21 protein-coding genes and 1 tRNA gene are annotated in these 24564 nt (G+C 61.9%); 16 read left to right on the forward strand and 6 right to left on the reverse strand.

What is annotated here, in order from left to right:
- Positions 1 to 45: 45 nt before the first annotated feature.
- The 3 genes from aauS to AC09SL_RS10120 are packed head-to-tail and all read left to right on the forward strand — an operon-like array spanning position 46 to position 3630.
- Entirely contained in the window at positions 46 to 1947 is a 1902-nt protein-coding gene (gene aauS / locus AC09SL_RS10110; protein ID WP_064107034.1) for a two-component sensor histidine kinase AauS, read from the forward strand.
- A complete protein-coding gene (gene aauR, locus AC09SL_RS10115; RefSeq protein WP_058546102.1) occupies positions 1944 to 3272 on the forward strand; it encodes a two-component response regulator AauR in 1329 nt (442 codons plus the stop codon). Before aauS ends, aauR begins: the two co-directional genes overlap by 4 nt.
- Positions 3273 to 3300: 28 nt before the next feature.
- The gene (locus AC09SL_RS10120; protein ID WP_165826069.1) at positions 3301 to 3630 is read left to right on the forward strand and encodes a GlpM family protein; all 330 of its coding nucleotides are present in this window, start codon (positions 3301 to 3303) and stop codon (positions 3628 to 3630) included.
- Positions 3631 to 3802: 172 nt separating this feature from the next.
- On the opposite strand, the gene AC09SL_RS10125 is transcribed toward AC09SL_RS10120, so the two are convergent.
- Together AC09SL_RS10125 and AC09SL_RS10130 are read right to left on the reverse strand one after the other, a co-directional pair.
- The gene (locus AC09SL_RS10125) at positions 3803 to 4417 is read right to left on the reverse strand and encodes an NAD(P)-dependent oxidoreductase (protein ID WP_058546104.1); all 615 of its coding nucleotides are present in this window, start codon (positions 4415 to 4417) and stop codon (positions 3803 to 3805) included.
- A 274-nt stretch (positions 4418 to 4691) separates the two neighbouring features.
- The gene (locus tag AC09SL_RS10130) at positions 4692 to 5570 is read right to left on the reverse strand and encodes an MBL fold metallo-hydrolase (RefSeq protein ID WP_058542594.1); all 879 of its coding nucleotides are present in this window, start codon (positions 5568 to 5570) and stop codon (positions 4692 to 4694) included.
- A gap of 113 nt (positions 5571 to 5683) precedes the next feature.
- Here AC09SL_RS10130 and AC09SL_RS10135 point away from each other — a divergent pair, with 113 nt between their 5' ends.
- From AC09SL_RS10135 to AC09SL_RS10170, 8 genes are all read left to right on the forward strand, one after another.
- A complete protein-coding gene (locus tag AC09SL_RS10135; RefSeq protein WP_058542595.1) occupies positions 5684 to 6589 on the forward strand; it encodes a LysR family transcriptional regulator in 906 nt (301 codons plus the stop codon).
- A gap of 153 nt (positions 6590 to 6742) precedes the next feature.
- Positions 6743 to 8251 carry a sigma-54-dependent transcriptional regulator gene (locus AC09SL_RS10140; RefSeq protein WP_058542596.1) on the forward strand — a complete coding sequence of 503 codons (1509 nt, stop codon included), beginning with the start codon at positions 6743 to 6745 and terminating at the stop codon, positions 8249 to 8251.
- Between the two features lie 362 nt (positions 8252 to 8613).
- Positions 8614 to 8997 (forward strand): glycine cleavage system protein GcvH, encoded by a 384-nt coding sequence (gene gcvH / locus AC09SL_RS10145; protein ID WP_058542597.1) that lies wholly within the window; start codon positions 8614 to 8616, stop codon positions 8995 to 8997.
- 10 nt (positions 8998 to 9007) lie between these two features.
- Positions 9008 to 11857 (forward strand): aminomethyl-transferring glycine dehydrogenase, encoded by a 2850-nt coding sequence (gene gcvP, locus AC09SL_RS10150; RefSeq protein ID WP_058542598.1) that lies wholly within the window; start codon positions 9008 to 9010, stop codon positions 11855 to 11857.
- Between the two features lie 139 nt (positions 11858 to 11996).
- Entirely contained in the window at positions 11997 to 13373 is a 1377-nt protein-coding gene (locus AC09SL_RS10155; protein ID WP_058542599.1) for an L-serine ammonia-lyase, read from the forward strand.
- Positions 13374 to 13412: 39 nt separating this feature from the next.
- A complete protein-coding gene (gene gcvT / locus AC09SL_RS10160; protein WP_058542600.1) occupies positions 13413 to 14537 on the forward strand; it encodes a glycine cleavage system aminomethyltransferase GcvT in 1125 nt (374 codons plus the stop codon).
- A 395-nt stretch (positions 14538 to 14932) separates the two neighbouring features.
- Positions 14933 to 15145 carry a cold-shock protein gene (locus tag AC09SL_RS10165; protein ID WP_003175786.1) on the forward strand — a complete coding sequence of 71 codons (213 nt, stop codon included), beginning with the start codon at positions 14933 to 14935 and terminating at the stop codon, positions 15143 to 15145.
- Between the two features lie 94 nt (positions 15146 to 15239).
- On the forward strand, positions 15240 to 15728 hold the full coding sequence (locus AC09SL_RS10170) for an RDD family protein (protein WP_058542601.1): 489 nt from the start codon (positions 15240 to 15242) through the stop codon (positions 15726 to 15728).
- A 237-nt stretch (positions 15729 to 15965) separates the two neighbouring features.
- Here AC09SL_RS10170 and nadA read toward each other — a convergent pair whose 3' ends face one another.
- The gene (gene nadA, locus AC09SL_RS10175) at positions 15966 to 17024 is read right to left on the reverse strand and encodes a quinolinate synthase NadA (protein ID WP_058542602.1); all 1059 of its coding nucleotides are present in this window, start codon (positions 17022 to 17024) and stop codon (positions 15966 to 15968) included.
- 316 nt (positions 17025 to 17340) lie between these two features.
- Here nadA and AC09SL_RS10180 point away from each other — a divergent pair, with 316 nt between their 5' ends.
- The 5 genes from AC09SL_RS10180 to AC09SL_RS10200 all read left to right on the forward strand — a co-directional run bounded on the left by AC09SL_RS10180 (position 17341) and on the right by AC09SL_RS10200 (position 22798).
- The gene (locus tag AC09SL_RS10180; RefSeq protein ID WP_058542603.1) at positions 17341 to 19059 is read left to right on the forward strand and encodes a copper resistance system multicopper oxidase; all 1719 of its coding nucleotides are present in this window, start codon (positions 17341 to 17343) and stop codon (positions 19057 to 19059) included.
- Between the two features lie 10 nt (positions 19060 to 19069).
- Entirely contained in the window at positions 19070 to 19972 is a 903-nt protein-coding gene (locus AC09SL_RS10185) for a copper resistance protein B (protein ID WP_058542604.1), read from the forward strand.
- A gap of 57 nt (positions 19973 to 20029) precedes the next feature.
- Positions 20030 to 20416 carry a copper homeostasis periplasmic binding protein CopC gene (gene copC, locus AC09SL_RS10190; RefSeq protein ID WP_058542605.1) on the forward strand — a complete coding sequence of 129 codons (387 nt, stop codon included), beginning with the start codon at positions 20030 to 20032 and terminating at the stop codon, positions 20414 to 20416.
- Between the two features lie 4 nt (positions 20417 to 20420).
- Entirely contained in the window at positions 20421 to 21332 is a 912-nt protein-coding gene (gene copD / locus AC09SL_RS10195; RefSeq protein ID WP_058542606.1) for a copper homeostasis membrane protein CopD, read from the forward strand.
- Positions 21333 to 21610: 278 nt separating this feature from the next.
- Complete coding sequence (locus AC09SL_RS10200; protein ID WP_058542607.1) at positions 21611 to 22798, forward strand: cyanate transporter; 1188 nt, start codon at positions 21611 to 21613, stop codon at positions 22796 to 22798.
- A 2-nt stretch (positions 22799 to 22800) separates the two neighbouring features.
- Here AC09SL_RS10200 and AC09SL_RS10205 read toward each other — a convergent pair whose 3' ends face one another.
- The 3 genes from AC09SL_RS10205 to queC all read right to left on the reverse strand — a co-directional run bounded on the left by AC09SL_RS10205 (position 22801) and on the right by queC (position 24545).
- Complete coding sequence (locus AC09SL_RS10205; RefSeq protein ID WP_058542608.1) at positions 22801 to 23487, reverse strand: hypothetical protein; 687 nt, start codon at positions 23485 to 23487, stop codon at positions 22801 to 22803.
- 244 nt (positions 23488 to 23731) lie between these two features.
- Positions 23732 to 23807, reverse strand: a tRNA-Lys gene (locus AC09SL_RS10210).
- 63 nt (positions 23808 to 23870) lie between these two features.
- Positions 23871 to 24545, reverse strand: a complete 675-nt coding sequence (queC, locus tag AC09SL_RS10215) for a 7-cyano-7-deazaguanine synthase QueC (protein WP_175360374.1) — start codon at positions 24543 to 24545, stop codon at positions 23871 to 23873.
- Positions 24546 to 24564 lie beyond the last annotated feature (19 nt).

Here is a 24564-nt window from a genome sequence, read left to right on the forward strand (position 1 = left end):
TGTTGGCTTGTCGATTTGTGTTGTGGTTGACCCAAGGCTTCTGTGATGAAATGCGACCCCACCCTTTATCGCGCCGCGCCGCCATCACTCGCCGTGAAACCCCGCCTGATCCGTCATCTGTTCCTGCCGCCACTGATCATCGCCCTGATGATCGGCCTGGGTTATCTCGGCTTCTGGATCAGCGAGCACTACGGCGTTCGCGGCCTCGCCGAGAATGGCGAGCGCCAGTTGGAGCTGCACGCCCGTGCGGTCGAAAGCGAGATCAGCAAGTACACCTACCTGCCCAGCCTGCTGGAGCTTGAATCCAGCGTCTCGCAACTGCTCGACGACCCGACGCCCGAGCATCGCAGGGTCGTCAATGAATACCTCGAAGGCCTGAACCGCCGCAGCCGCAGCCGAGCCATCTACGTGATGGACACCACCGGCCGAGTGATGGCCACCAGCAACTGGCGCGACGTCGACAGTTACCTGGGTGAGGACCTGTCCTTCCGTGCCTATTTCCAGAGCGCCGTACGCGGCCAGCCGGGGCGTTTCTACGGCATCGGCAGCACCAATGGCGAACCCGGCTACTACCTGGCCCATGGCCTGGAACAACAAGGCAAGATCATCGGCGTCGCCGTGGTCAAGGTGCGCCTCGAAGCCATGGAGGAACGCTGGCAGCGAGCGCGACTGGAGGCGTTCGTCAGTGATGAGAACGGCATCATCATCCTGTCCAGCGACCCGGCGCGCCGCCTCAAGTCGGTGCGGCCCCTGAGTGACGAAACCAAGGAACGCCTGGCCCGCAGCCTGCAGTATTACTGGTTTCCACTGAACGAACTGGTGCCCCTGGCCCGCGAACGCCTGGCCGAAGGCATGGAGAAGCTGACGTTCCCGGCCAACAGCGAACTGGTGTCCGACGAGCGCGCCATCAGCTACTTGTCGCAGACCCGCCCCTTGAGCGATACGCCGTGGAACTTCACCCTGCTGACGCCACTTGAAGACCTGCGTCGCCAGGCGATCAACCAAGGCATCCTGGTGGCCGTGGCCTTCGCCCTGGTGGCGTTCCTGTTGATCGCCTGGAACGAACGGCGCAAGGTCATCGCCACCCGCCTCGCCGCCCGGGAAGCCTTGCAGCAAGCCAACAACCAGCTCGAGCGTCGGATTACCGAACGCACCACCGACCTGCGCGCCAGCAACGAACGACTCAAGGGCCAGATCCGCGAACGGCGCCAGGCCGAAGAGACCTTGCGCCGGGCCCAGGACGAACTGGTGCAGGCCGGGAAACTGGCGGCCATCGGTCAGATGTCCACCAGCATTGCCCATGAACTCAACCAGCCGCTGGCGGCGCTGCGCACCTTGTCCGGCAACACCGTGCGCTTCTTGGAGCGCGGCCAGTTGGACATCGCCAGCACCAACCTCAAGACCATCAACGAATTGATCGACCGCATGGGCCGGATCACCGCCAGCCTGCGCGCCTTCGCCCGGCGCGGGGACGACCAGGGCCGGGCAAGCCTGGCCAAGGCCGTCGAGGCGGCGCTGCAACTGCTGGGTGGGCGCCTGGAAAACCTGCATATCCAGATCCATAGCAGTTTCGATGACGTCCAACTGCAAATCGACCAGACTCGCCTGGAGCAGATCCTGGTGAACCTGATCGGCAATGCGCTGGACGCCATGCAGACGCAATCCGAACCGAAACTGTGGCTCGAAGGCCAGGCGGTCGATGGCAAATACCGCCTGCGGGTGCGGGACAATGGCCACGGCATTGATCCAGAGGCCCGCAAGCATTTGTTCGAACCGTTCTTCACCACCAAACCTGGCGAACAAGGCCTGGGCCTGGGCCTGACGCTCTCGGCGAGCCTGGCCGCCGCCGCTGGCGGGCACCTGGGTGTCGAGTACCCGCTTGAGCGTGGCACCACGTTTGTCCTCAATTTACCGTTGGTCAGCCTTTCACCTGCCGAGCCGCTATGAACCACGACCTGAGCGTACTGATCGTCGAAGACGACCCCCACGTCCTGCTGGGCTGCCAGCAGGCCTTGAGCCTGGAAGACATTCCCTGCATCGGTGTGGGCAGCGCCGAAGAGGCCCTGGAGCGAGTCGACGATAATTTCGCTGGCATCGTCATCAGCGACATTCGCCTGCCGGGCATCGATGGCCTGGAGCTGCTGACCCGACTCAAGGCACGGGACCGCAGCCTGCCGGTGGTGCTGATCACCGGCCACGGCGACATCTCCATGGCCGTCGGTGCCATGCAAAAAGGCGCCTATGATTTCATGGAGAAACCCTTCTCCCCAGAACGCCTGGTGGACGTCGCCCGCCGTGCCCTGGAGCAGCGCAGCCTGGCGCGGGAAGTGTCATCGTTGCGTCGGCAACTGGCCGAACGCGACTCCCTGGAAGGCCGCATCATTGGCCGCTCGCCGGCCATGCAACACCTGCGCGCGCTGATCGCCAACGTCGCCGACACTTCGGCCAACGTGCTGATCGAAGGCGAAACCGGCACCGGCAAGGAATTGGTCGCCCGCTGCCTGCATGATTTCAGTCGGCGCCACGACAAGCAGTTCGTCGCACTGAACTGCGGCGGCCTGCCGGAGAACCTGTTCGAAAGCGAGATTTTCGGCCACGAGGCCAATGCCTTCACCGGTGCCGGCAAACGCCGGATCGGCAAGATCGAGCACGCCGATGGCGGCACACTGTTTCTCGACGAAGTGGAAAGCATGCCCCTGCCCTTGCAGATCAAGCTGCTGCGCGTGTTGCAGGAACGCACCCTCGAACGCCTGGGTTCGAACCAGAGCGTGGCCGTGGATTGCCGGGTGATCGCCGCCACCAAGTCCGACCTGGACGAAATGGGCCGGTCCGGGCAGTTCCGTAGCGACCTGTATTACCGCCTCAACGTGGTGACCCTGGAGCTGCCCCCCTTGCGCGAGCGGCGTGAAGACATCTTGCAGCTGTTCGAGCATTTTCTTCAGCAGTCGTCCCTGCGTTTCGACCGCACGGTGCCGGAGCTGGACAACCAGACCCTGTCGAACCTGATGAGCCACGACTGGCCGGGCAACGTGCGCGAACTGCGCAACGTCGCCGAACGCTACGCCCTGGGCCTGCCGGCGTTCAAGCGCTCCGGTGCCAGCGGTGGCAGCCAGGGCCTGGCCTTTGCCGAAGCCGTGGAAGCCTTCGAGCGCAACCTGCTGGTGGACGCCCTGCAACGCAGCGGTGGCAACCTGACCCAGGCCAGCCAGGAACTGGGCATGGCCAAGACCACGCTGTTCGACAAAGTCAAAAAATATGGCCTGAGTCATTAACCAACTGAGCGGTAGACCTGTGGATCTGATTTTCAAGGCGGCGCTCGGTGCAGCCGTAGTGGTGATCCTGGCGATGTTGGCCAAGACCAAGAACTATTACATCGCCGGGCTGGTGCCGTTGTTCCCGACCTTCGCCCTGATCGCCCATTACATCGTCGGCAAGGGCCGCTCGGTGGACGACCTGAAGACCACCATCGTGTTTGGCATGTGGTCGATCATTCCGTACTTCGTGTACCTGGCAACGCTGTATGTGATGGTGGACCGCATGCGCCTGGAAGCGTCCCTGGCCGTGGCGGCGGTGGCGTGGCTGATGGCCGCGACGATGCTGGTCAGCGTCTGGGTAAGAATCCACGGCTGAAGCTGCGGCGACGCACATCCCCCGAAGGCTGCGATCTTTTGATCTTGGTCTTTCGCTCGTGACTCAATTGTCAGTGGAAAGATCGCAGCCTCGTTGCACTCGGCAGCTCCTACAGTTCGCGCAGGCCAGACAGTGCGTGCAGGCCGGGCAAGGTCAGAGCGTTCGTGCAGGATCAATAGCCGACGGTAAACCGCGTGCGCGAAAACTGCGGTGTTTCCACTTCATCGATCATCGCGATCGCGTAGTCGGCAAAGCTGATCCAGCTACGCCCGGCATCGTCGAACAGCAGGTAATCCGTGCCGAGACGGAACTGCTCCGTGCGCTCGGTTTCGACGAACTCTGCCGAAGGCGAAAGGAAGGTCCAGTCCAGGTCCTGCTCCTGGCGCAGTACATCCAGGAACAATGCGCCGGCGCTGGCTTCGGCCAGGTATTCCTCCGGGAAGCCTTCGCTGTCGATCACACGAGAGCCGTCCGGGAGCAGCAACGAACCGGCCCCGCCGACCACCAGCAAACGCTTGACCCCGGCGGCTTTCACCGGCGCGATGACCTTGTCGGCCGGCACGCTGGCGAAGTGAGCGGCACTGATTACCACGTCATGGCCAGTGATGGCTGCGGTCAACGCCTCGCTGTCCAATACGTCCAACTGCTTGCTGACCACACCGGCCCTTTCGCCGATTTTCGCGGTGTGGCGGGCAATGGCGGTCACGCTGTGGCCGCGGCGCAGGGCCTCTTCCAGCAATTGGCTGCCGGCGCGGCCGGTGGCGCCGATGATTGCGATTTTGCTCATGGTGTTCTCCAGTGATTACACATAAGGGCTATTAAAGCTGTGCTCGAAACGGACATGACAAAACTTTGCGGTATGTACACCGTTGTGGCGAGGGAGCTTGCTCCCGCTCGGCCCTGTAGGAGCTGCCGAAGGCTGCGATCTTTTGATCTTTCGCTTGGGATTCAAGTGTCTTGGGAAAGATCGCAGCCTCGTTTCACTCGACAGCTCCTACACAGCCCAGCGGGAGCAAGCTCCCTCGCCACAAAAGCGCATCCGATACCCTGGAATCAGGGTTTCACCACTTCATCTCGCCCTTTGCCACCTTGGCACTGAGCTCCAGGGAACTGTCTTCACCCAGGTCCGGATAGCGTTGCTTCATGGCGGCGATCAGTGCGACGGAGTCCTTGGCCCGAGCGGTTTCCTCATCGAAGGCCTTGATGTAGTCGGCAGTGAAGCGCACCGGGGCCAGGGAACGGGCGCTTTGACCCAGGTAGTGGCCCGGAATCACGGTGTTCGGCTGCAGCTTTTCAATACCGGCGAGGGTCGCCAGCCAGTCCTTGTGGGACTGCGGCGTCTGGGTGTCAGCCATCCAGACATGAATGTTCTCGGCCACCACCACACCGCCAACCACGGCCTTGATCGATGGAATCCACACGAAACTGCGGTCCGGCTGCGGGCCATCGAGACCGACGATCTGCAAGCGCTGGCCTTCCAGGGTCAGGCTGTCGCCCTTGAGCACCTGGGGCACGATGGCTTTGGCCGGGGCATCGGCTTTCAGGATCGGCCCCCAATATTTCAGCTTGCCATCGACGGTTTGCTTGATGTGCGCGACGGTCGGCGCGGACGCCAGCACTTTGGCCTCGGGAAACGCGGTGGTAAGGGTTTCCAGACCAAAATAGTAGTCTGGATCGCCATGGCTGATGTAGATCGTGGTCAATCGTTTGCCGCTGGCGCGAATTTTTTCCACCACCTGCTCGGCCTGGCTCTTGCCAAACTGGGCGTCCACCAGGATCGCGTCTTTTTCGCCGCTGACTAAAACCGAAGTCACGGGGAAAACCGCTGCCGCGCCGGGGTTGTAGACGTCCAGCGTCAGGTCGGTGGCCCAGGTCTGGGCCGTGAAAGCCAGGGCGGCGGTTGCCAGCATCAGGCGCTTGAGTGGGGTGAATCCGGTCATGGTGTGCTCCGTTGTCCAAAGGCCCGAGAGGGAATGAGACGAAGCTTAGTGACCTGACTCGTTTCAAAAAATGCGATGATCGGACATAGTTTGTTTCTGAAATCGGGCAGATCATGGATCGTCTACAAGCAATGCGGGTGTTCGTCACGGTGGTGGACCTGGGCAGCCAGTCGGCGGCGGCCGAGCATCTGGACCTGTCGCGGCCGGTGGTATCGCGGTATCTGGCGGAGCTGGAGGACTGGGTCGGTGCCCGGCTGATGCATCGCACCACCCGCAAGCTGAGCCTGACGGCCGCAGGCTCCGAGATCCTGCCGCGTTGCCGGCAGATGCTGGAGCTGTCCGGCGACATGCAAGCCGCGGTCAGCGCCCCGGACGACGCGCCACGGGGCATGTTGCGCATCAGTGCCAGTACCTCGTTCGGCCAGGCCCAACTGGCGAGTGCCATGGCCGAATACGTCAAGCAATACCCTGGGGTGAGCGTCGACCTGCAAATGCTCGACCGCACTGTGAACCTGGTGGACGAGCGCATCGACCTGGCGATCCGCATGAGCAACGACCTGGACCCGAACCTGATTGCCCGTCGCCTCACGGTCTGCCGCTCGGTGATCTGCGCCTCGCCGCGCTATCTGCGAGAGCACTCGACACCGCTGCGCGTGGAAGACCTGAGCCGACACAACTGCCTGACCCATTCCTACGTCGGCAAGAGCCTGTGGCATTTCGAGCAGGACGGCGAGCAGGTCTCGGTGCCGGTGCAAGGCAACATCAGCGCCAACGAAGCCAGTACATTGCTTCAGGCAACGATAGCCGGTGCCGGCGTGGCCATGCTGCCCAGCTACCAGGCCGGCGCCCACATCAAGAACGGCGAACTGATCCGCCTGCTGCCCCACGCCGAACCCCGCCGGATGAACATGTACGCGGTGTACGCCTCACGCAAACACATGCCGTCGGCGCTGCGCAGCCTGCTGGATTTTCTGGTGCTCAAGTTTCCCGAGAGACCGGAGTGGGATATTGGGTTGTAAACGATATCCGCCTCACCGCCGACCTCCTGTGGGAGCGGGCTTGCTCGCTCCCACAGGGGGTCACCGTCGTTCTCAAGTATTACACCAGGATTTCACCAACAGCCCGCCCCAAGGCATACTTGCGGCCCTCCGAGTTCCAGAATCCATCGCCCCATGCGTATCCACGTCAGTTTCATCGACCGCGTCGGCATTACCCAGGAAGTCCTGGCCTTGCTCGGTGGGCGCAATCTCAACCTGGATGCGGTGGAGATGGTGCCGCCCAACGTCTACATCGACGCCCCGACCCTCAGCCCGCAAGTGCTCGACGAGTTGCGCGAGGCGCTGTTCAGCGTGCGCGGCGTGCAGGCGGTCACCGTGGTGGACATCCTGCCGGGCCAGCGTCGGCACTTGCAGCTCGATGCCTTGCTCGCGGCCATGACCGACCCGGTGCTGGCCCTGGACAGCGCCGGCAAGGTGTTGCTGGCCAACCCCGCGCTGATTGCCCTGTACGGTCGTGAGCCGGCCGGGGAAAGCGTGGCCGAACTGTTCGGTGACGAGGCCTTGCTGGACGCCTTGCTGGAGAACGGTTTCCGCTTGCCGCTGCGGGAAATCACCCTCAACGGCCAGACGTTGCTGCTGGACGCCACGCCCATCACCGATGCCGGCGCGCTGCTGACGCTGTATCAGCCGAACCGCATCGGCGAGCGCCTGTCGGCACTGCATCACGATCACGCCGAAGGCTTCGACGCGCTGCTGGGCGAGTCCCCGGCGATCCGCACCCTCAAGGCCCGGGCCCAGCGGGTCGCGGCGCTGGATGCACCGCTGCTGATCCAGGGCGAAACCGGCACCGGCAAGGAACTGGTGGCCCGGGCGTGCCATGCCATCAGCGCCCGTCATGGCGCACCGTTCCTGGCCCTGAACTGCGCGGCATTGCCGGAGAACCTGGCGGAAAGCGAACTGTTCGGCTACGCCCCCGGCGCCTTCACCGGGGCGCAACGCGGCGGCAAGCCCGGGCTGATGGAGTTGGCGAACCAGGGCACGGTATTCCTCGATGAAATCGGCGAGATGTCGCCCTACCTGCAGGCCAAGCTGCTGCGTTTCTTGAACGACGGCAGCTTTCGCCGGGTGGGCGGCGACCGGGAAATCAAGGTCAACGTGCGGATCCTCAGCGCCACCCACCGCAACCTGGAAAAAATGGTCAGTGAAGGCTCGTTCCGCGAAGACCTGTTCTATCGCCTGAACGTGCTTAATGTCGAAGTCCCGCCACTGCGTGAACGCGGCCAGGACATCCTGCTGCTGGCGCGCTATTTCATGCAGCAGGCCTGCGCACAGATCCAGCGCCCGGTCTGCCGCCTGGCCCCCGGCACTTACCCGGCGTTGCTGGGCAACCGCTGGCCGGGCAACGTGCGGCAATTGCAGAACGTGATCTTCCGCGCCGCGGCCATCTGCGAAAGCAGCCTGGTAGACATCGGCGACCTGGACATCGCCGGCACCTCCGTGGCGCGCCAGGGCGATGTGGAAGTGGAAAGCCTGGAGCAGGCCGTGGAAAGCTTCGAGAAGCACCTGCTCGAAAGCCTCTACGTCAACTACCCCTCCACCCGCCAGCTCGCTAGTCGCCTGCAGACCTCCCACACGGCGATTGCCCATCGGTTGCGTAAGTACGGGATTTCCGGGAAGCCATAAACCCGCCCCAGTCCCCACTGAGGGAGCAAGCTTGCTCCCACAAATTCTGTGTTGTGGCGAAACTGCGTGAAAAACGACCTCCACCTGTACTGAAAGCGCTACAGCGGAACGATATCGCTACACTCATCGCTAACCAGCGCTGCGCAAGGCTTTGATCCCACAACGATTTTATCCAGCCTCCCAGCTGTAGCGATTTCGCTACAGCAAAGTCGATCCAAGTTTCGAAAAAATCGTTCAAGCCATTGATATTTAAGCAATTATCAACATTGGCCGTATTCTTGCTATGGGTATTGTCATTCGGCCGGGCCAAGCCCCGCGCCTTTCTTCGCGTCCACCAGACGAATCTGGCCCCAGGAGTTTCCATGAGCGAGTTGCGTTTCACTGAAGATCACGAATGGCTGCGCACCGAAGCCGACGGCAGCGTTACAGTCGGTATTACTGCGTTTGCCCAGAACGCCTTGGGCGATGTGGTCTATGTTCAGTTACCGGAACTGCAAAGCTACGACAAGGGAGCCGAAGCCTCCACCGTGGAATCGGTGAAAGCCGCCAGCGGTGTCTACATGCCACTGGACGGTGAAGTGCTCGAAGTGAACCCGGCCCTGGAAAGCAATCCGGAACTGGTCAACGAAGATCCGTTGGGCGCAGGCTGGTTTTTTCGTTTCAAGCCAGTCAACACAGCCGCCGTTGGCCAACTGTTGGATCAGGACGCCTACGACCGCCTGATCAAAGCCAACGCCGAAGCCTGAGGAGCGCCACATGACCGTTAATCTCGGCACCGCCAATGAATTCATCGCCCGCCACATCGGCCCGCGTGCCAGCGACGAGCAAGCCATGCTCGAGCGCCTGGGCTACGACTCCCTGGAGGCCCTGAGCGCCAGCGTCATCCCGGAAAGCATCAAGGGCACCAGTGTGCTGGACATGGGCGACGGCCAGAGCGAAGCCGATGCACTGGCCTCGATCAAGGCCATCGCCGCCAAGAACCAGCTGTTCAAGACCTACATCGGCCAGGGCTACTACAATTGCCACACGCCGGCACCGATCCTGCGCAACCTGCTGGAAAACCCAGCCTGGTACACCGCCTACACCCCGTACCAGCCAGAAATCTCCCAGGGCCGTCTCGAAGCGCTGTTGAACTTCCAGACCCTGATCAGCGACCTTACCGGCCTGCCCATTGCCAACGCCTCCTTGCTCGACGAAGCCACCGCCGCTGCCGAAGCCATGACCTTCTGCAAGCGCCTGAGCAAGAACAAGGGCAGCAACGCGTTCTTCGCCTCCGTGCACAGCCACCCGCAAACCCTCGACGTGCTGCGCACCCGTGCCGAGCCCCTGGGCATCGACGTGGTGGTGGGCGATGAGCGCGAACTGAGCGACGTCAGCGGCTTCTTCGGCGCGCTGCTGCAGTACCCGGCCAGCAACGGTGACCTGTTCGACTACCGCGAACTGACCGAACGTTTCCACACCGCCAATGCCCTGGTAGCGGTTGCCGCGGACCTGCTGGCCCTGACCCTGTTGACCCCGCCAGGTGAATTCGGCGCCGACGTGGCCATCGGCAGCGCCCAGCGCTTCGGCGTGCCCCTGGGCTTCGGCGGCCCGCACGCGGCGTATTTCTCCACCAAGGACGCCTTCAAGCGCGACATGCCGGGCCGTCTGGTCGGCGTTTCCGTGGACCGTTTCGGTAAGCCGGCCCTGCGCCTGGCGATGCAGACCCGCGAGCAACACATCCGCCGCGAGAAAGCCACGAGCAATATCTGCACCGCCCAGGTGCTGCTGGCCAACATCGCCAGCATGTACGCCGTGTACCATGGCCCCAAGGGCCTGGTGCAAATTGCCAACCGCATCCATCACCTGACCGCAATCCTTGCCAAGGGCCTGGGTGCGTTGGGCTTGAGCGTCGAGCAAGACAGTTTCTTCGACACCCTGACCTTGCACACCGGCACGCAAACCGCCGCCCTGCACGACAAGGCCCGCGCCCAGCGCATCAACCTGCGTGTGGTGGACGCTGAACGCCTGGGCCTGTCCCTGGACGAAACCACCAGCCAGGCTGACGTCGAAGCCCTGTGGAAGCTGTTGGCCGACGGCAAGGCCCTGCCGGACTTCGCGGCACTGGCCGCCAGCGTGCAAAGCCGCATCCCGGCCGAACTGGTGCGCCAATCGGCGATCCTCAGCCACCCGGTGTTCAACCGCTACCACTCCGAAACCGAGCTGATGCGCTACCTGCGCAAGCTCGCCGACAAGGACCTGGCCCTGGATCGCACCATGATCCCGCTGGGTTCCTGCACCATGAAACTCAACGCCGCCAGCGAAATGATCCCGGTGACCTGGGCCGAGTTCGGCGCCCTGCACCCGTTCGCCCCGGCCGAGCAGAGCGCAGGCTACCAGCAACTGACCGACGAGCTGGAGGCCATGCTCTGCGCCGCCACCGGCTATGACGCAGTGTCGCTGCAACCCAACGCCGGTTCCCAAGGCGAATACGCCGGTCTGCTGGCGATCCGCGCCTATCACCAGAGCCGTGGCGAAGACCGCCGCGACATCTGCCTGATCCCGTCCTCGGCCCACGGCACCAACCCGGCCACCGCCCACATGGCCGGCATGCGCGTGGTCGTGACCGCCTGCGATGCCCGCGGCAACGTCGACATCGAAGACCTGCGGGCCAAGGCCATCGAGCACCGCGAACACCTCGCCGCGCTAATGATCACCTACCCGTCCACCCACGGTGTGTTCGAAGAAGGCATCCGCGAAATCTGCGGCATCATTCATGACAACGGCGGCCAGGTGTACATTGACGGCGCCAACATGAACGCCATGGTCGGCCTCTGCGCCCCGGGCAAGTTCGGCGGCGACGTGTCGCACCTGAACCTGCACAAGACCTTCTGCATCCCCCACGGCGGTGGCGGCCCGGGCGTCGGCCCGATTGGCGTCAAGTCCCACCTGGCACCGTTCCTGCCGGGCCACGCCAACATGGCACGCAAGGAAGGCGCGGTGTGCGCGGCGCCGTTCGGCAGCGCGAGCATCCTGCCGATCACCTGGATGTACATCCGCATGATGGGCGGCGCCGGCCTCAAGCGCGCCTCGCAACTGGCGATCCTCAACGCCAACTACATCGCCCGTCGCCTGGAAGAGCACTACCCAGTGCTCTACTCCGGCAGCAACGGCCTGGTGGCCCACGAATGCATCCTCGACCTGCGTCCGCTCAAGGACAGCAGCGGCATCAGCGTCGATGATGTGGCCAAGCGCCTGATCGACTTCGGTTTCCACGCCCCGACCATGTCGTTCCCAGTGGCTGGCACGTTGATGATCGAGCCGACCGAAAGCGAATCCAAGGAAGAACTGGACCGTTTCTGCGACGCCATGATCTGCATCCGCGAAGAAATCCGCGCGGTGGAAAACGGCAGCCTGGACAAAGACGACAATCCACTGAAAAACGCCCCGCACACTGCCGCGGAAATCGTCGGTGAGTGGACCCACCCTTATAGCCGCGAACAGGCGGTGTACCCGGTGGCGTCGTTGATCGAAGGCAAGTACTGGCCGCCCGTGGGCCGGGTCGACAACGTGTTTGGCGACCGCAACCTGGTCTGCGCTTGCCCGTCGATCGAAAGCTACGCTTGACCTGTGAGGGGGCGGGTTTGCTCGCCCCTTTCAACCACACCGCATATCCCCTTGTGGGAGTGGGCTTGCTCGCTCCCACATTGGATCTACGCCGACTTCATAATCGTCGATCCTCATAAAAAGAAACCGGAGAAACACCATGTCGTTAAGCGTGTTCGACCTGTTCAAGATCGGTATCGGCCCTTCCAGCTCCCATACCGTCGGCCCGATGCGTGCCGCTGCCCGTTTCGCCGAAGGGCTGCGTCGTGATGACCTGCTCAACGTCACCACCAGCGTCAAGGTCGAGCTCTACGGCTCGCTCGGCGCCACCGGCAAGGGGCACGGCAGCGACAAGGCCGTGCTGCTGGGCCTGGAAGGCGAGCACCCTGACACCGTGGACACCGAAACCATCGACGCCCGCCTGCAAGCGATCCGCAGCAGCGGTCGCCTGAACCTGCTCGGCGAACACTCCATCGAATTCAATGAAAAGCTGCACCTGGCGATGATCCGCAAGCCGCTGGCCTTTCACCCCAACGGCATGATCTTCCGCGCCTTCGATGCCGCGGGCCTGCAAGTGCGCAGCCGCGAGTACTACTCGGTCGGTGGCGGCTTTGTCGTGGATGAAGGCGCGGCCGGTGCCGACCGTATCGTCGAAGACACCACCCCCCTGACCTTCCCGTTCAAGAGCGCCAAGGACCTGCTGGGCCATTGCAGCACCTATGGCCTGTCCATCAGCCAGGTGATGCTGACTAACGAAAGCGCCTGGCGTCCCGAAGCCGAGACCCGTGCCGGCCTGCTGAAGATCTGGCAGGTGATGCAGGATTGCGTGGCGGCCGGCTGTCGCAACGAAGGGATTTTGCCGGGCGGGCTGAAGGTCAAGCGCCGGGCTGCGGCGTTGCACCGCCAGCTGTGCAAGAACCCCGAAGCCGCCCTGCGCGACCCGCTGTCGGTGCTGGACTGGGTCAACCTGTATGCCTTGGCGGTCAACGAAGAAAACGCCTACGGCGGGCGCGTTGTCACCGCACCGACCAACGGGGCGGCGGGCATCATCCCGGCTGTGCTGCATTACTACATGCGCTTTATTCCCGGGGCCAGCGAGGATGGCGTGGTGCGCTTCCTGCTGACCGCCGCTGCCATCGGCATCCTGTACAAGGAAAACGCCTCCATCTCCGGCGCCGAAGTCGGTTGCCAGGGTGAAGTGGGTGTGGCCTGCTCCATGGCCGCCGGCGCCCTGTGCGAAGTGCTCGGCGGCAGCGTGCAACAAGTGGAAAACGCCGCCGAGATCGGCATGGAACACAACCTCGGCCTGACCTGCGACCCGATCGGCGGTCTGGTGCAGGTGCCGTGCATCGAACGCAACGCCATGGGCTCGGTGAAGGCCATCAACGCGGTGCGCATGGCCATGCGCGGCGACGGGCATCACTTCGTCTCCCTCGACAAAGTCATCCGCACCATGCGCCAGACCGGCGCCGACATGAAAAGCAAATACAAGGAGACCGCCCGCGGCGGTCTGGCGGTCAACATCATCGAATGCTGATGCGCTTGCCTCACTTCTACACTTTTTCCAGGAGCTGATATGTCCACCGAACAACTGCTGAAGACCCCGCTGCACGCCCTGCACCTCGAACTCGGTGCCCGCATGGTGCCGTTCGCCGGCTACGACATGCCAGTGCAGTACCCGCTGGGGGTGATGAAAGAACACCAGCACACCCGCGATCAGGCCGGGCTGTTCGACGTGTCCCACATGGGCCAGATCCGCCTGACCGGTGCAGGTGCCGCCAAGGCCCTGGAAACCCTGGTGCCGGTGGACATCATCGACCTGCCGGTGGGCATGCAGCGCTACGCCATGTTCACCAACGACAACGGCGGCATTCTCGACGACCTGATGGTCGCCAACCTGGGCAACGACGAATTATTCCTGGTGGTCAACGCCGCTTGCAAGGAACAGGACCTGGCCCACCTGCGGGCCCATATTGGCGCGCAGTGCAGCATCGAGCCGTTGTTTGAAGCCCGTGCCCTGCTTGCCCTGCAAGGCCCGGCCGCCGTCACCGTGCTCGCCCGCCTGGCGCCGGACGTGGCGAAGATGACTTTCATGCAGTTCCAGCGCGTCACGCTGCTGGGCGTGGACTGTTTTGTCAGCCGTTCGGGCTATACCGGTGAAGACGGTTTCGAAATCTCGGTGCCCGCCGCCGACGCGGAAAAACTGGCCCGCGCGCTGCTGGCCGAACCAGAAGTGGCCGCCATCGGCCTCGGTGCCCGTGATTCCCTGCGCCTGGAAGCCGGCCTGTGCCTCTATGGCCATGATATGAACAGCGAGACGACCCCGATAGAAGCCAGCCTGCTGTGGGCCATTTCCAAGGTTCGTCGTGCCGATGGCGCTCGCGCCGGCGGTTTCCCCGGCGCTGAAACCGTGTTCGCCCAGCAGCACAATGGCGTGAAGCGCAAACGTGTCGGCCTGCTGCCCCAAGAACGCACACCGGTGCGCGAAGGCGCAGAGATCGTCAACGACGCAGGCGAGATTATTGGTGCAGTGTGCAGCGGCGGCTTCGGCCCGACCCTGGGCGGTCCGTTGGCAATGGGTTACCTGGATAGCGCCTATGTCGCACTGGATACGCCAGTCTGGGCCATCGTGCGTGGGAAAAAGGTGCCTTTACTTGTAAGTAAAATGCCATTCGTCCCACAACGCTACTACCGCGGTTGATTGACTGTTTCTATAAGTAACGCGATTGCGTTATACGTGCACTAATGTGTAACGCAACCGCCATAAAAAGGTGCATATCCTTAGACATTCAATGGCGCTTATAACGGTCATTAACAATTGAACTAGCCTATCGAATAAGCCCCGCCTGGCGATGTATGTAAATGCCTGCAAGCTGAGCAAATACGGGCTTCCCCGGGGGGTTGTTTTTTCGTTCGGAGTTGGCGTAGAGTTTGGTCACTGTGTTTGCATGGGTCGCTTGGATCGTGACCTGGGCAGTAGCCTACGAAGTTAGCTACATCCCGTTCGACGTCATCTTACTTTCCTGCAACCCAGCCCCAGTACTCTTTCATGCGAAAGAGGCTGTCATCAATTTTAGCGTCAAAGGAAATAAGAAAATGTCTCAACGTCAGAGCGGTACCGTCAAGTGGTTCAACGACGAGAAGGGTTTTGGTTTTATCACGCCTGAAAGCGGTCCGGACCTGTTCGTGCATTTCCGCGCCATTCAGGGCAACGGCTTCAAGAGCCTGAAAGAAGGCCAGAAAGTCACTTTCGTTGCTGTGCAAGGCCAGAAAGGCATGCAGGCTGACGAAGTACAAGCTGAAGCCTAAGGCTTTCGCGAACTAAAAAGCCCCTGATTGATATCAGGGGCTTTTTTATGGGCGTAAATCCGTAAAATGGCTTCTTTTTTCAGCCGAGGCCGACATGCCGAAACACCTGCTCATCCCCCAGGGCGACTTTCCTCCCGCCGGCCTTGGCCGTCGCCTGGCTGCGATGTTTTATGACTTCCTGCTGTGCACGGCACTGCTGATCGTCACCAGCGGCGCCTACAAGATGATCCAGATGGCGATCATCGGCGAAGAGAAAATGCGTGACCTCACGGAAGCTGGCGCCCTGGACGGCGACCCGTTGCTGTCCACCGTGCTGCTGTTCGTGCTGTTCGGCTTCTTCGCCAAGTTCTGGACCCACAACGGCCAGACCCTGGGCATGCAGGTGTGGTGCATCCGGGTACAGAACGCCGATGGCACGGCCATCAGCCTGTGGCAGGCGCTGTTACGGTTCGTCGTGTCGATTGCATCATTGCTGCTGTTGGGCGCAGGCTTCATCTGGGCGCTGTTCGACAAGCGCAAGCGCAGTTGGCATGACATCTACTCGGATACGCAGTTGGTGCGGATTCCCAAGAAGGCCAAATAAGAACACCACAAAACCCGTGGCGAGGGCGCCTGCCCGCTGGGCTCTGTAGGAGCTGTCGAGTGCAACGAGGCTGCGATCTTTCCCCAGACACTTGAGTCTAAAGCGAAAGATCAAAAGATCGTCCGAACGCGGCCCGAGCCTTCGGCAGCTCCTACAGAGCCCGGCGGGAGCAAGCTCCCTCGCCACAAAAAGCGTCATAGGCCTCAAGACTTCTTGAAGCCTCAAGCCTCCCAACGATCAGGCATTGCCCGCCAGCTTCATCCGCGCGGCCTGGGTGAAGTCCAGCATGCGCTTGAGCGGGCGAATCGCCTGGGGGATCAGCGCCGGGTCGACGAATATCTCGTTGGTGCCTTCCTGCAAGCTCTTGAGCGTGCGCTCCAGGGTATTCATCGCCATCCATGGGCAGTGTGCGCAACTGCGGCACGCCGCGCCGTTGCCGGCGGTAGGGGCTTCGATGAAGACCTTGTCCGGGCACAACTGCTGCATCTTGTAGAAAATGCCCCGGTCGGTGGCGACGATCAGTGTCTTGTTCGGCAGGGTCTGGGCCGCGGCGATCAACTGGCTGGTGGAGCCAACGGCATCCGCCAGTTCGATCACCGACGTCGGTGACTCCGGGTGCACCAGGATCGCGGCGTCCGGGTAGAGCGCCTTCATGTCCTCCAACTGCTTGGACTTGAACTCTTCGTGGACGATACAGGCACCGTCCCAGAGCAGCATGTCGGCGCCGGTCTTGCGCTGGATGTAAGTACCCAGGTGCTTGTCCGGGCCCCAGATGATCGTCTCGCCGTTGTCCATCAGGCTCTCGACGATTTCCAACGCACAACTGGATGTCACCACCCAGTCGGCCCTGGCCTTCACTGCCGCCGAGGTGTTGGCATACACCACCACGGTGCGCTCCGGATGCTGGTCGCAGAACGCCGAGAACTCGTCCACCGGGCAACCCAGGTCCAGGGAGCAGGTGGCTTCCAGGGTGGGCATCAGCACACGTTTTTCGGGGTTGAGGATCTTGGCGGTCTCCCCCATGAACTTGACACCCGCCACCACCACGGTCTTGGCCGGGTGGGCATTGCCGAAGCGGGCCATTTCCAGGGAGTCGGACACGCAACCTCCGGTCTCTTCGGCCAGGGCCTGGATGATCGGGTCGCAGTAGAAGTGCGCGACCAGCACCGCGTCCTGAGCCTTGAGCTCGGCGGCGATGGCGGCGCGGTACCAGGCCTCTTGCTCGGCAGTCAGCGGCTTGGGCTGCTTGGCGTCGAGGTGGGCCTGGACCAGAAGGCGTTCGGAAATTTGCGTCATGTTCGCAAGACCTGCAGGCGCGTTTTGCGCGAAAGTCGAGTATACACCCGGCTCCGGACCACTCGGGTACCGCCGGGAAAGTGGGTATCAATCAGGCACGGGACAGCTTGAAGCCGGCAAGGCTACAGAATATCCCGTCGATGCAAAAGATCATTCTGCCCTGTGCCCGCCCCTGGAACCGGACGCGCGCCCCAGCAAGAGCAAGCTGACCGAAATGTAATCACCTGCCCAGCCGGCTTATGTCATCTTCTTTTCAAAGCGACACCGAGGGATTGCCCCCGTATTCGCTGCGAATCGACTGACGGACTTCCATCGTATGCACACAAAAACTTCCCGGCGAACCTTCGTAAAGGGCCTGACTGCCGGCGCCATCCTCGGCGGCCTGGGCTTGTGGCGCGCGCCTGTCTGGGCCGTCACCGGCCCGGGCCAGCCCAACGTCCTGAGCGGCACCGAGTTCGACCTGTTCATCGGCGAAAGCCCGGTCAACTTCACCGGCAACCCACGTACCGCCCAGACCATCAACGGCGGTATTCCCGGCCCCCTGCTGCGCTGGCGCGAAGGCGATACCGTGACCCTGCGGGTGCGCAACCGCTTAAAGGACACCACCTCCATCCACTGGCACGGCATCCTGCTGCCAGCCAACATGGACGGCGTTCCAGGGTTGAGTTTCAAGGGCATAGAACCCGACGGCATGTACGTGTATCAGTTCAAGGTCCGGCAGAACGGCACCTACTGGTACCACAGCCATTCCGGCTTCCAGGAGCAATCCGGGGTCTACGGCCCGCTGGTGATCGACGCCCGGGAACCGGAGCCCTTCCAGTACGAACGAGACTACGTGGTGATGCTCACCGACTGGACCGATGAAGAACCCGACAACATCCTTCGCAAGCTCAAGAAACAGTCGGACTACTACAACTACAACAAACGCACCGTCGGCGACTTCATTGACGATGTGGGCAAGAACGGCTGGGCCAGTACCGTGGCCGACCGCAAGATGTGGGCCGAGATGAAGATGAATCCCACTGACCTGGCCGATGTCAGTGGCGCCACCTACACCTACCTCATGAACGGCCAGGCGCCGGACATGAACTGGACCGGCCTGTTCAAGCCTGGCGAACGTCTTCGCCTGCGCTTTATCAACGGCTCGGCCATGAGCTATTTCGACGTGCGCATTCCCGGCTTGAAGATGACGGTGGTGGCGTCCGACGGCCAATACGTCAAACCGGTGAGCGTCGATGAGTTCCGGATCGCCGTGGCCGAAACCTATGACGTCATCGTCGAACCGACCCAGGAGGTCTACACCCTGTTCGCCCAGTCCATGGACCGCACCGGCTACGCCCGCGGCACCCTCGCGACCAGGGCCGGGTTGTCGGCACCGGTGCCAGCCCTGGACCCTCGGCCATTGGTGACCATGGACGACATGGGCATGGGCGGCATGGACCACGGCTCGATGCAGGGCATGGACGACATGGCGGGTATGGATCACGGAGCCATGCAAGGCATGGACGGCATGCTGTCGCATCCCGACACCGAGAAAGACAACCCCCTGGTGGACATGCAGGCCATGAGCGTCAAGCCCAAGCTCGACGACCCGGGCATGGGGCTGCGCGACAACGGCCGCAAAGTGCTGACCTACTCAGACCTGCGCAGCACCTTCCCCGACCCCGACGGCCGCGAGCCGGGCCGTACGATCGAACTGCACCTGACCGGGCACATGGAGAAATTCGTCTGGTCGTTCAACGGCGTGAAATTTTCCGACGCCGCGCCGCTGCTACTCAAGTACGGCGAGCGACTGCGCATCGTGCTGATCAACGACACGATGATGACCCACCCCATCCACCTGCACGGCATGTGGAGCGACCTGGAGGATGAGAACGGCCAGTTCATGGTGCGCAAGCACACCATCGACGTGCCACCGGGCGCCAAGCGCAGCTACCGCGTCACCGCCGATGCCCTCGGGCGCTGGGCGTACCACTGTCATCTGCTGTTTCACATGGAAATGGGGATGTTCCGTGAAGTTCGGGTGCAGGAATGAGGAGCCGACCATGACCACTGTTTTTCAATACCCCATGGCACTCATTGCCAGCCTGACCCTCGGCGCCACCACCTCGGCCTGGGCAGCGGGCAACGATATGCAAGGCATGGATCACAGCCAGATGCCCGGGATGGACCATAGCCAGATGCAAGGCATGGACTCGATGCAGGGCATGGAACCCATGCAGTCAGCACCGACCAGCAGCCGCACGCCGATCCCGGAACTGACCGCTGCCGACCGCGCCGCGGTCTACGAGGATCATGGCGGACACGCAGTGCATGACAGTGCCATCAATTCGTTTTTCCTCATCGACCAGTTGGAGTGGCAGGACGCCGATGACGGCAGCGCCCTGAGCTGGGACGCTTCCGGCTGGATCGGCGGCGACATCGATCGTTTGTGGCTGCGCTCCGAGGGCGAACGCCTCAACGGCAAGACCGAAGAAGCCGAGCTCCAGGCCCTGTGGGGCCACGGCATCAGTCCTTGGTGGGACGTCGTGGCCGGCGTACGCCAGGACTTCAAGCCGGTCGATCCGCAAACCTGGGCTGCCTTCGGCGTGCAAGGCATGGCGCTGTACAACTTCGAAGCCCAGGCCACTGCCTTTATCGGTGAAGGTGGCCAGAGCGCGGCGCGCCTGGAAGGCGATTACGACATCCTGCTGACCAATCGATTGATCCTGCAGCCCACCGCCGAGGTCAACTTCTATGGCAAGAACGATCCCGCCCGTGGCGTCGGCTCAGGGTTGTCGGACACCGAACTCGGCGTACGGCTGCGTTATGAAATACGCCGCGAATTCGCACCCTACATTGGCGTCACCTGGAATCGGGTCTATGGCAACACCGCCGATTACGCCCGGGAAGAAGGCGAGGACCGCAGCGAAGCACGCCTGGTACTGGGCTTGCGCATGTGGTTCTGACCCGCTTACCGGCATCACTAAAAACTAAAACTAAAAACAAGCTGTAGGAGTCCTTGCATGTCACTCATCAAAACCGCTGTCGTTGCTGTCGCCCTGTCCACCGGCCTGTTGCTCAGTGGCCTGGCCCAGGCCCACCCGAAACTGCTGTCCTCTACCCCTGCCGAAGGCGCCGAAGGTGCGGCACCGGCAAAGATCGAGCTGCATTTTTCCGAAAACCTGATGACCAAGTTTTCCGGCGCCAAACTGATGATGACCGCGATGCCCGGCATGGCGGCGCATTCGCCCATGCCCATGCCGGCCAAGGTCTCCGGCAGCGATGACCCGAAAACCATGGTCATCACGCCGAATGCCCCCCTCACCGCCGGCACCTATCAGGTCCAGTGGCGCGCGGTGTCGTCCGACACCCACCCGATCACCGGTAACGTCACGTTCAAGGTGAAGTGAGTTGATGAGCGACTCGATCAACATCGTCCTGCGTTTTGCCCTGTATCTGGATCTGATGTTGCTGTTCGGCCTGGCCGCGTTCGGGCTCTATAGCCTGCGAGGCCAGGAGCGGGTGTCAGGCGCACAGTTGCCTTTCACGCCGCTGCTGCTGATCTCGGCGGTGCTGGGCGGGTTGCTCTCCCTCGCCGCCATGGCGTGCATGGCCTGGGCCATGAGCGGCGCTGTGGAGTGGGTCGAGTTGTGGCCGCATATCGAAATGATGGTAGTGGAGACCGACGTCGGCTTGAGTTGGACACTGCGGATGGCTGCGCTGCTGCTGGCCGGTATCGCCGTGACGCTCAATAAACGCTGGCCGGCCGCCAGCCTGGGCCTGGTCATGCTGGGCGGGGCCGTGGCGCTGGCGACATTGGCCTGGGCAGGGCACGGCGCCATGGACGAAGGCGCACGCCGCAACTGGCACTTCATCACCGACTTCCTGCACTTGTGGGCGGCGGGTGGCTGGGTCGGGGCCTTGGCCGCGTTTGCCCTGCTGCTTCGCCAGGCCGAACCGCAGTTGGCGGTACTGGCCCGGACATTGATCGGGTTTGAAACCGCCGGGGCGGTGATCGTGGTGCTCATCAGCGTGACGGGGGTGGTCAATTATCTGTTCATCGTCGGCCCAAGCGTCGAAGGGCTATTGGACAGCACCTACGGGCAGTTACTGGCGCTCAAACTCATCTTGTTCGCCGCCATGCTCGTGTTCGCCGCGCTTAACCGCTTTCACCTGAGCCCACTGCTGGAGCAGGCTCGACAGACCGGCGAGCACAGGGTCGCGGTGAATGCCCTGCGACGCAGCATGGTCCTGGAGTTCGCTGTGGCGGTGGCCATCCTTGGGTTGGTGGCGTGGTTGGGGACGCTAAGCCCGGGGATGGAATAGCGCCTAGCGAGAGAGCTTGCTCCCGCTGCGCTGCATGTAGGAGCTGCCGAAGGCTGCGATCTTTTGATCTTGATCTTGATGTTGATCTTTCGCTCAAGACTTAATTGGCTGGGGAAAGATCGCAGCCTCGTTGCACTCGACAGCTCCTACGCTTCTACGCGCGCCAGCGGGAGCACCAGGCTCGGTATTTAATTTTTCAATAGCCTCCACCAGTTTTCAATTTGCTCCCATCACGACTCCCCGGCCTAAATGGCGCTTTGTTTAGCCAAGGCCCCGTTATGGAAAACATTCGAACCTCAAGCACCCACGCCATCTGGCTGATGGTCAGCATCGTCTTGGTCGCGCTGAACCTGCGGCCCTCGATGGCGGCGGTCGGGCCGCTGTTGTCGGCTATTCGCGGCGAGGTGCCCTTGAGTTTCAGTACCGCCTCGCTACTGACCATGTTGCCCGTCATGGCGATGGGCCTGGCGATGTTCCTGGGCATGCGCATCGCCCTGCGCATCGGTGAACACCGCACCATCGTAATGTCGCTGTTGATCATTGGCATTGCCACGGCATCGCGCTTGTATCTGGACAGCGCCGCCGGGTTGATCGCCAGCGCGGTCGTGGCAGGGCTTGGGATTGCTTTGATCCAGGCTGTGATGCCGGCGCTGATCAAGTCGCGCTTCGCCGACAACGTATCCTTGTTCATGGGCTTGTACGTCACCTCCATCATGGGCGGGGCGGCGATTGCCGCATCGTTTTCACCCTTTGTCCTGACGCAGACCGGCAGTTGGCGCGTTGGCCTGGCCATCTGGGCATTGTTGGCGCTGGTCGCCCTGGGCTGCTGGTACGCCCAGCGCTCGAACATCAGGCCTTTGCCCGAAGCAACGTCCCGGCATCACGAAGCGTTTTCCAGCAACGCCCGGGCCTGGCTCCTGGCGATTTTCTTTGGCCTGGGCACCGCCTCCTACACCTGCGTGCTGGCCTGGCTGGCGCCGTATTACGTGGAAAAGGGCTGGAGCGAACAGCACGCTGGCCTGCTTCTGGGGTTCCTCACGGCAATGGAAGTGCTATCCGGCTTGGTCACCCCGGCGATTGCCAACCGCAGCCGGGATAAACGCCTGGTCCTGACCGTCCTGCTGGCCCTGATCATCGGCGGCTTCTGCGGCCTGATCCTCAGCCCGGAACGCTTCAGCCTGCTCTGGCCCTGCCTGCTGGGACTGGGTATCGGCGGCCTGTTCCCCATGAGCCTGATCGTGTCCCTCGACCACTTGGACAACCCACGCCGGGCCGGCGGCCTTACTGCGTTCGTGCAGGGTGTCGGCTATCTCATCGCCGGCCTCTCGCCCTTGATTGCCGGGATGATCCGCGACCAATTGGGGAGTTTTGAGTGGGCCTGGTGGTCGCTCACGGCGGTCATGGCGTTGATGATGGTGATGGTATTGCGGTTTGACCCAAAGGGTTATGGGCGACATATCCGCTAAGGCTACTGCTTTGTCCCGGTGAAAAAACGACTCCTGAACTCTCCCAAGGCTCGGGCTTTCTCCTCGCTATCGTTCGACAAGCGCAGTTGCAAGGGATCTTCGTCAACAACGGAAATCGCCGCCGTGTAGGACAGCAGATAACTGGAAAGGCCACTCTTCCAGGCGAGGATGCCGATCGCCTTGGTCAGCTCGTTCAGGTTCAGCGGCAGCGCATCTTCAATGATGAACAAACCGATACCGTAGTTGGGGTCGAACAACACCAGTTTGTCCGCGCCTCGGATGATGTAGCCAATATGATTGGTCAGCCATTTGGCGTTTTTCAGGTAGGACGCATAACCCAGCACTGGAAACCATCGCGACAAGCTCAGGAGAACTTTGCAACCTCGCACTTCAAACTTGGATGTATGCAGCTCACCGCAGACGTCGCGGGTTTTCTCGTATCGGCCCAGGACGGCCTGCAGCGTTTCGGCCGTGTTGAGGCTGGAATTGATCTTCAGCAATGCCGCCTTGGCCCTTACAAAAGCGACATGTTCAACCCAATGCCCAAAATCGGGTTGCTCTTCCACGTCATAGGAGCCCACGGCAACACCGACCATGGCGGTTACCCCGGCACACCATCCGCCCTTGATATCAGCGTCGATATCCTTGCCCTGATCGAATGGAGCAAACTGGGTAATTCGCAGCTTCATGTCGAATCCTCCTTGATCGAACCTCTCGCGTTTTTATAACGAGATGCACGCTGCGCTTGCACAGGGAGCGGGCTTCAACAGTCTAGGAGCTGAGGCCATTTTTTCCAGGTTAATGACGTAATCCCCAAGGACTGCCACGACACCAGCCAGCCTCGGGATTTGTCCGGCCACTTTCTCGCAGGCAAAAAAAAATCCGGAAATCCTCACTTTCGTGGGCCTTCCAGACTTTTAAAACTGCAAAAAATGGTGGGTCGTGTGGGATTCGAACCTACGACCAATTGGTTAAAAGCCAACTGCTCTACCAACTGAGCTAACGACCCGCTGTGTGGTGGCGCGTATAATACTGATTTCTAAGGACTATTCAACACCTAATTTGAAATAAATCAAAAATAACGGGTTGGATCGCTCACACCCGCCGTCGCAAAGCCTTCTGCGCGCAGGCGGCAGCTGTCGCACTTGCCACAAGCACGGCCCTGATCGTCGGCCTGATAGCAGGAAACGGTGAGGCCGTAGTCCACGCCAAGCTTCACACCGGCCTTGACGATGTCGGCCTTGCTGAGATTCTGCAACGGCGCCTGGATGCGGAACCCCTGCCCTTCTACGCCGGCCTTGGTCGCCAGGTTGGCCATGCGCTCGAAGGCTTCGACGAACTCCGGGCGGCAATCCGGGTAGCCGGAATAATCCACGGCATTGACGCCAATGAAAATGTCACGGGCGCCCAGTACTTCGGCCCAGCCCAATGCCAAGGACAGGAATACGGTGTTACGCGCCGGCACATACGTCACCGGAATGCCTTCGCTCGGCGCCTCGGGCACGTCGATGGAACTGTCGGTCAAGGCCGAGCCGCCGATGCCGTTGAGGTTCAGGCCGATCACTTTGTGTTCCACCACGCCCAGGTCCCGGGCAACTCGCTCGGCGGCGTGCAACTCTGCGCGGTGGCGCTGGCCATAATCGAAACTCATGGTGTAGCAGCGGTAACCCTCGGCACGGGCCATGGCCACGACGGTGGCCGAATCCAGGCCACCGGACAACAGGATGACCGCACGTTTTTCGGCAATGTTCGAATGTTCAGTCATA

It is taken from the genome of Pseudomonas sp. PF05 (assembly GCF_056521845.1).

Excerpts from the sequence above, each read along its gene's own strand:
- AC09SL_RS10125 (WP_058546104.1), bottom strand. The coding sequence starts at position 4,417 with ATGAGCAAAATCGCAATCATCGGCGCCACCGGCCGCGCCGGCAGCCAA.
- AC09SL_RS10140 (WP_058542596.1), top strand. The coding sequence starts at position 6,743 with ATGCGTATCCACGTCAGTTTCATCGACCGCGTCGGCATTACCCAGGAA.
- copD (WP_058542606.1), top strand. The coding sequence starts at position 20,421 with ATGAGCGACTCGATCAACATCGTCCTGCGTTTTGCCCTGTATCTGGAT.
- AC09SL_RS10180 (WP_058542603.1), top strand. The coding sequence starts at position 17,341 with ATGCACACAAAAACTTCCCGGCGAACCTTCGTAAAGGGCCTGACTGCC.
- AC09SL_RS10205 (WP_058542608.1), bottom strand. The coding sequence starts at position 23,487 with ATGAAGCTGCGAATTACCCAGTTTGCTCCATTCGATCAGGGCAAGGAT.
- AC09SL_RS10165 (WP_003175786.1), top strand. The coding sequence starts at position 14,933 with ATGTCTCAACGTCAGAGCGGTACCGTCAAGTGGTTCAACGACGAGAAG.
- aauR (WP_058546102.1), top strand. The coding sequence starts at position 1,944 with ATGAACCACGACCTGAGCGTACTGATCGTCGAAGACGACCCCCACGTC.
- gcvH (WP_058542597.1), top strand. The coding sequence starts at position 8,614 with ATGAGCGAGTTGCGTTTCACTGAAGATCACGAATGGCTGCGCACCGAA.
- nadA (WP_058542602.1), bottom strand. The coding sequence starts at position 17,024 with ATGACGCAAATTTCCGAACGCCTTCTGGTCCAGGCCCACCTCGACGCC.
- AC09SL_RS10135 (WP_058542595.1), top strand. The coding sequence starts at position 5,684 with ATGGATCGTCTACAAGCAATGCGGGTGTTCGTCACGGTGGTGGACCTG.
- gcvT (WP_058542600.1), top strand. The coding sequence starts at position 13,413 with ATGTCCACCGAACAACTGCTGAAGACCCCGCTGCACGCCCTGCACCTC.
- copC (WP_058542605.1), top strand. The coding sequence starts at position 20,030 with ATGTCACTCATCAAAACCGCTGTCGTTGCTGTCGCCCTGTCCACCGGC.
- AC09SL_RS10185 (WP_058542604.1), top strand. The coding sequence starts at position 19,070 with ATGACCACTGTTTTTCAATACCCCATGGCACTCATTGCCAGCCTGACC.
- aauS (WP_064107034.1), top strand. The coding sequence starts at position 46 with ATGAAATGCGACCCCACCCTTTATCGCGCCGCGCCGCCATCACTCGCC.
- AC09SL_RS10170 (WP_058542601.1), top strand. The coding sequence starts at position 15,240 with ATGCCGAAACACCTGCTCATCCCCCAGGGCGACTTTCCTCCCGCCGGC.
- AC09SL_RS10155 (WP_058542599.1), top strand. The coding sequence starts at position 11,997 with ATGTCGTTAAGCGTGTTCGACCTGTTCAAGATCGGTATCGGCCCTTCC.
- gcvP (WP_058542598.1), top strand. The coding sequence starts at position 9,008 with ATGACCGTTAATCTCGGCACCGCCAATGAATTCATCGCCCGCCACATC.
- AC09SL_RS10200 (WP_058542607.1), top strand. The coding sequence starts at position 21,611 with ATGGAAAACATTCGAACCTCAAGCACCCACGCCATCTGGCTGATGGTC.
- AC09SL_RS10130 (WP_058542594.1), bottom strand. The coding sequence starts at position 5,570 with ATGACCGGATTCACCCCACTCAAGCGCCTGATGCTGGCAACCGCCGCC.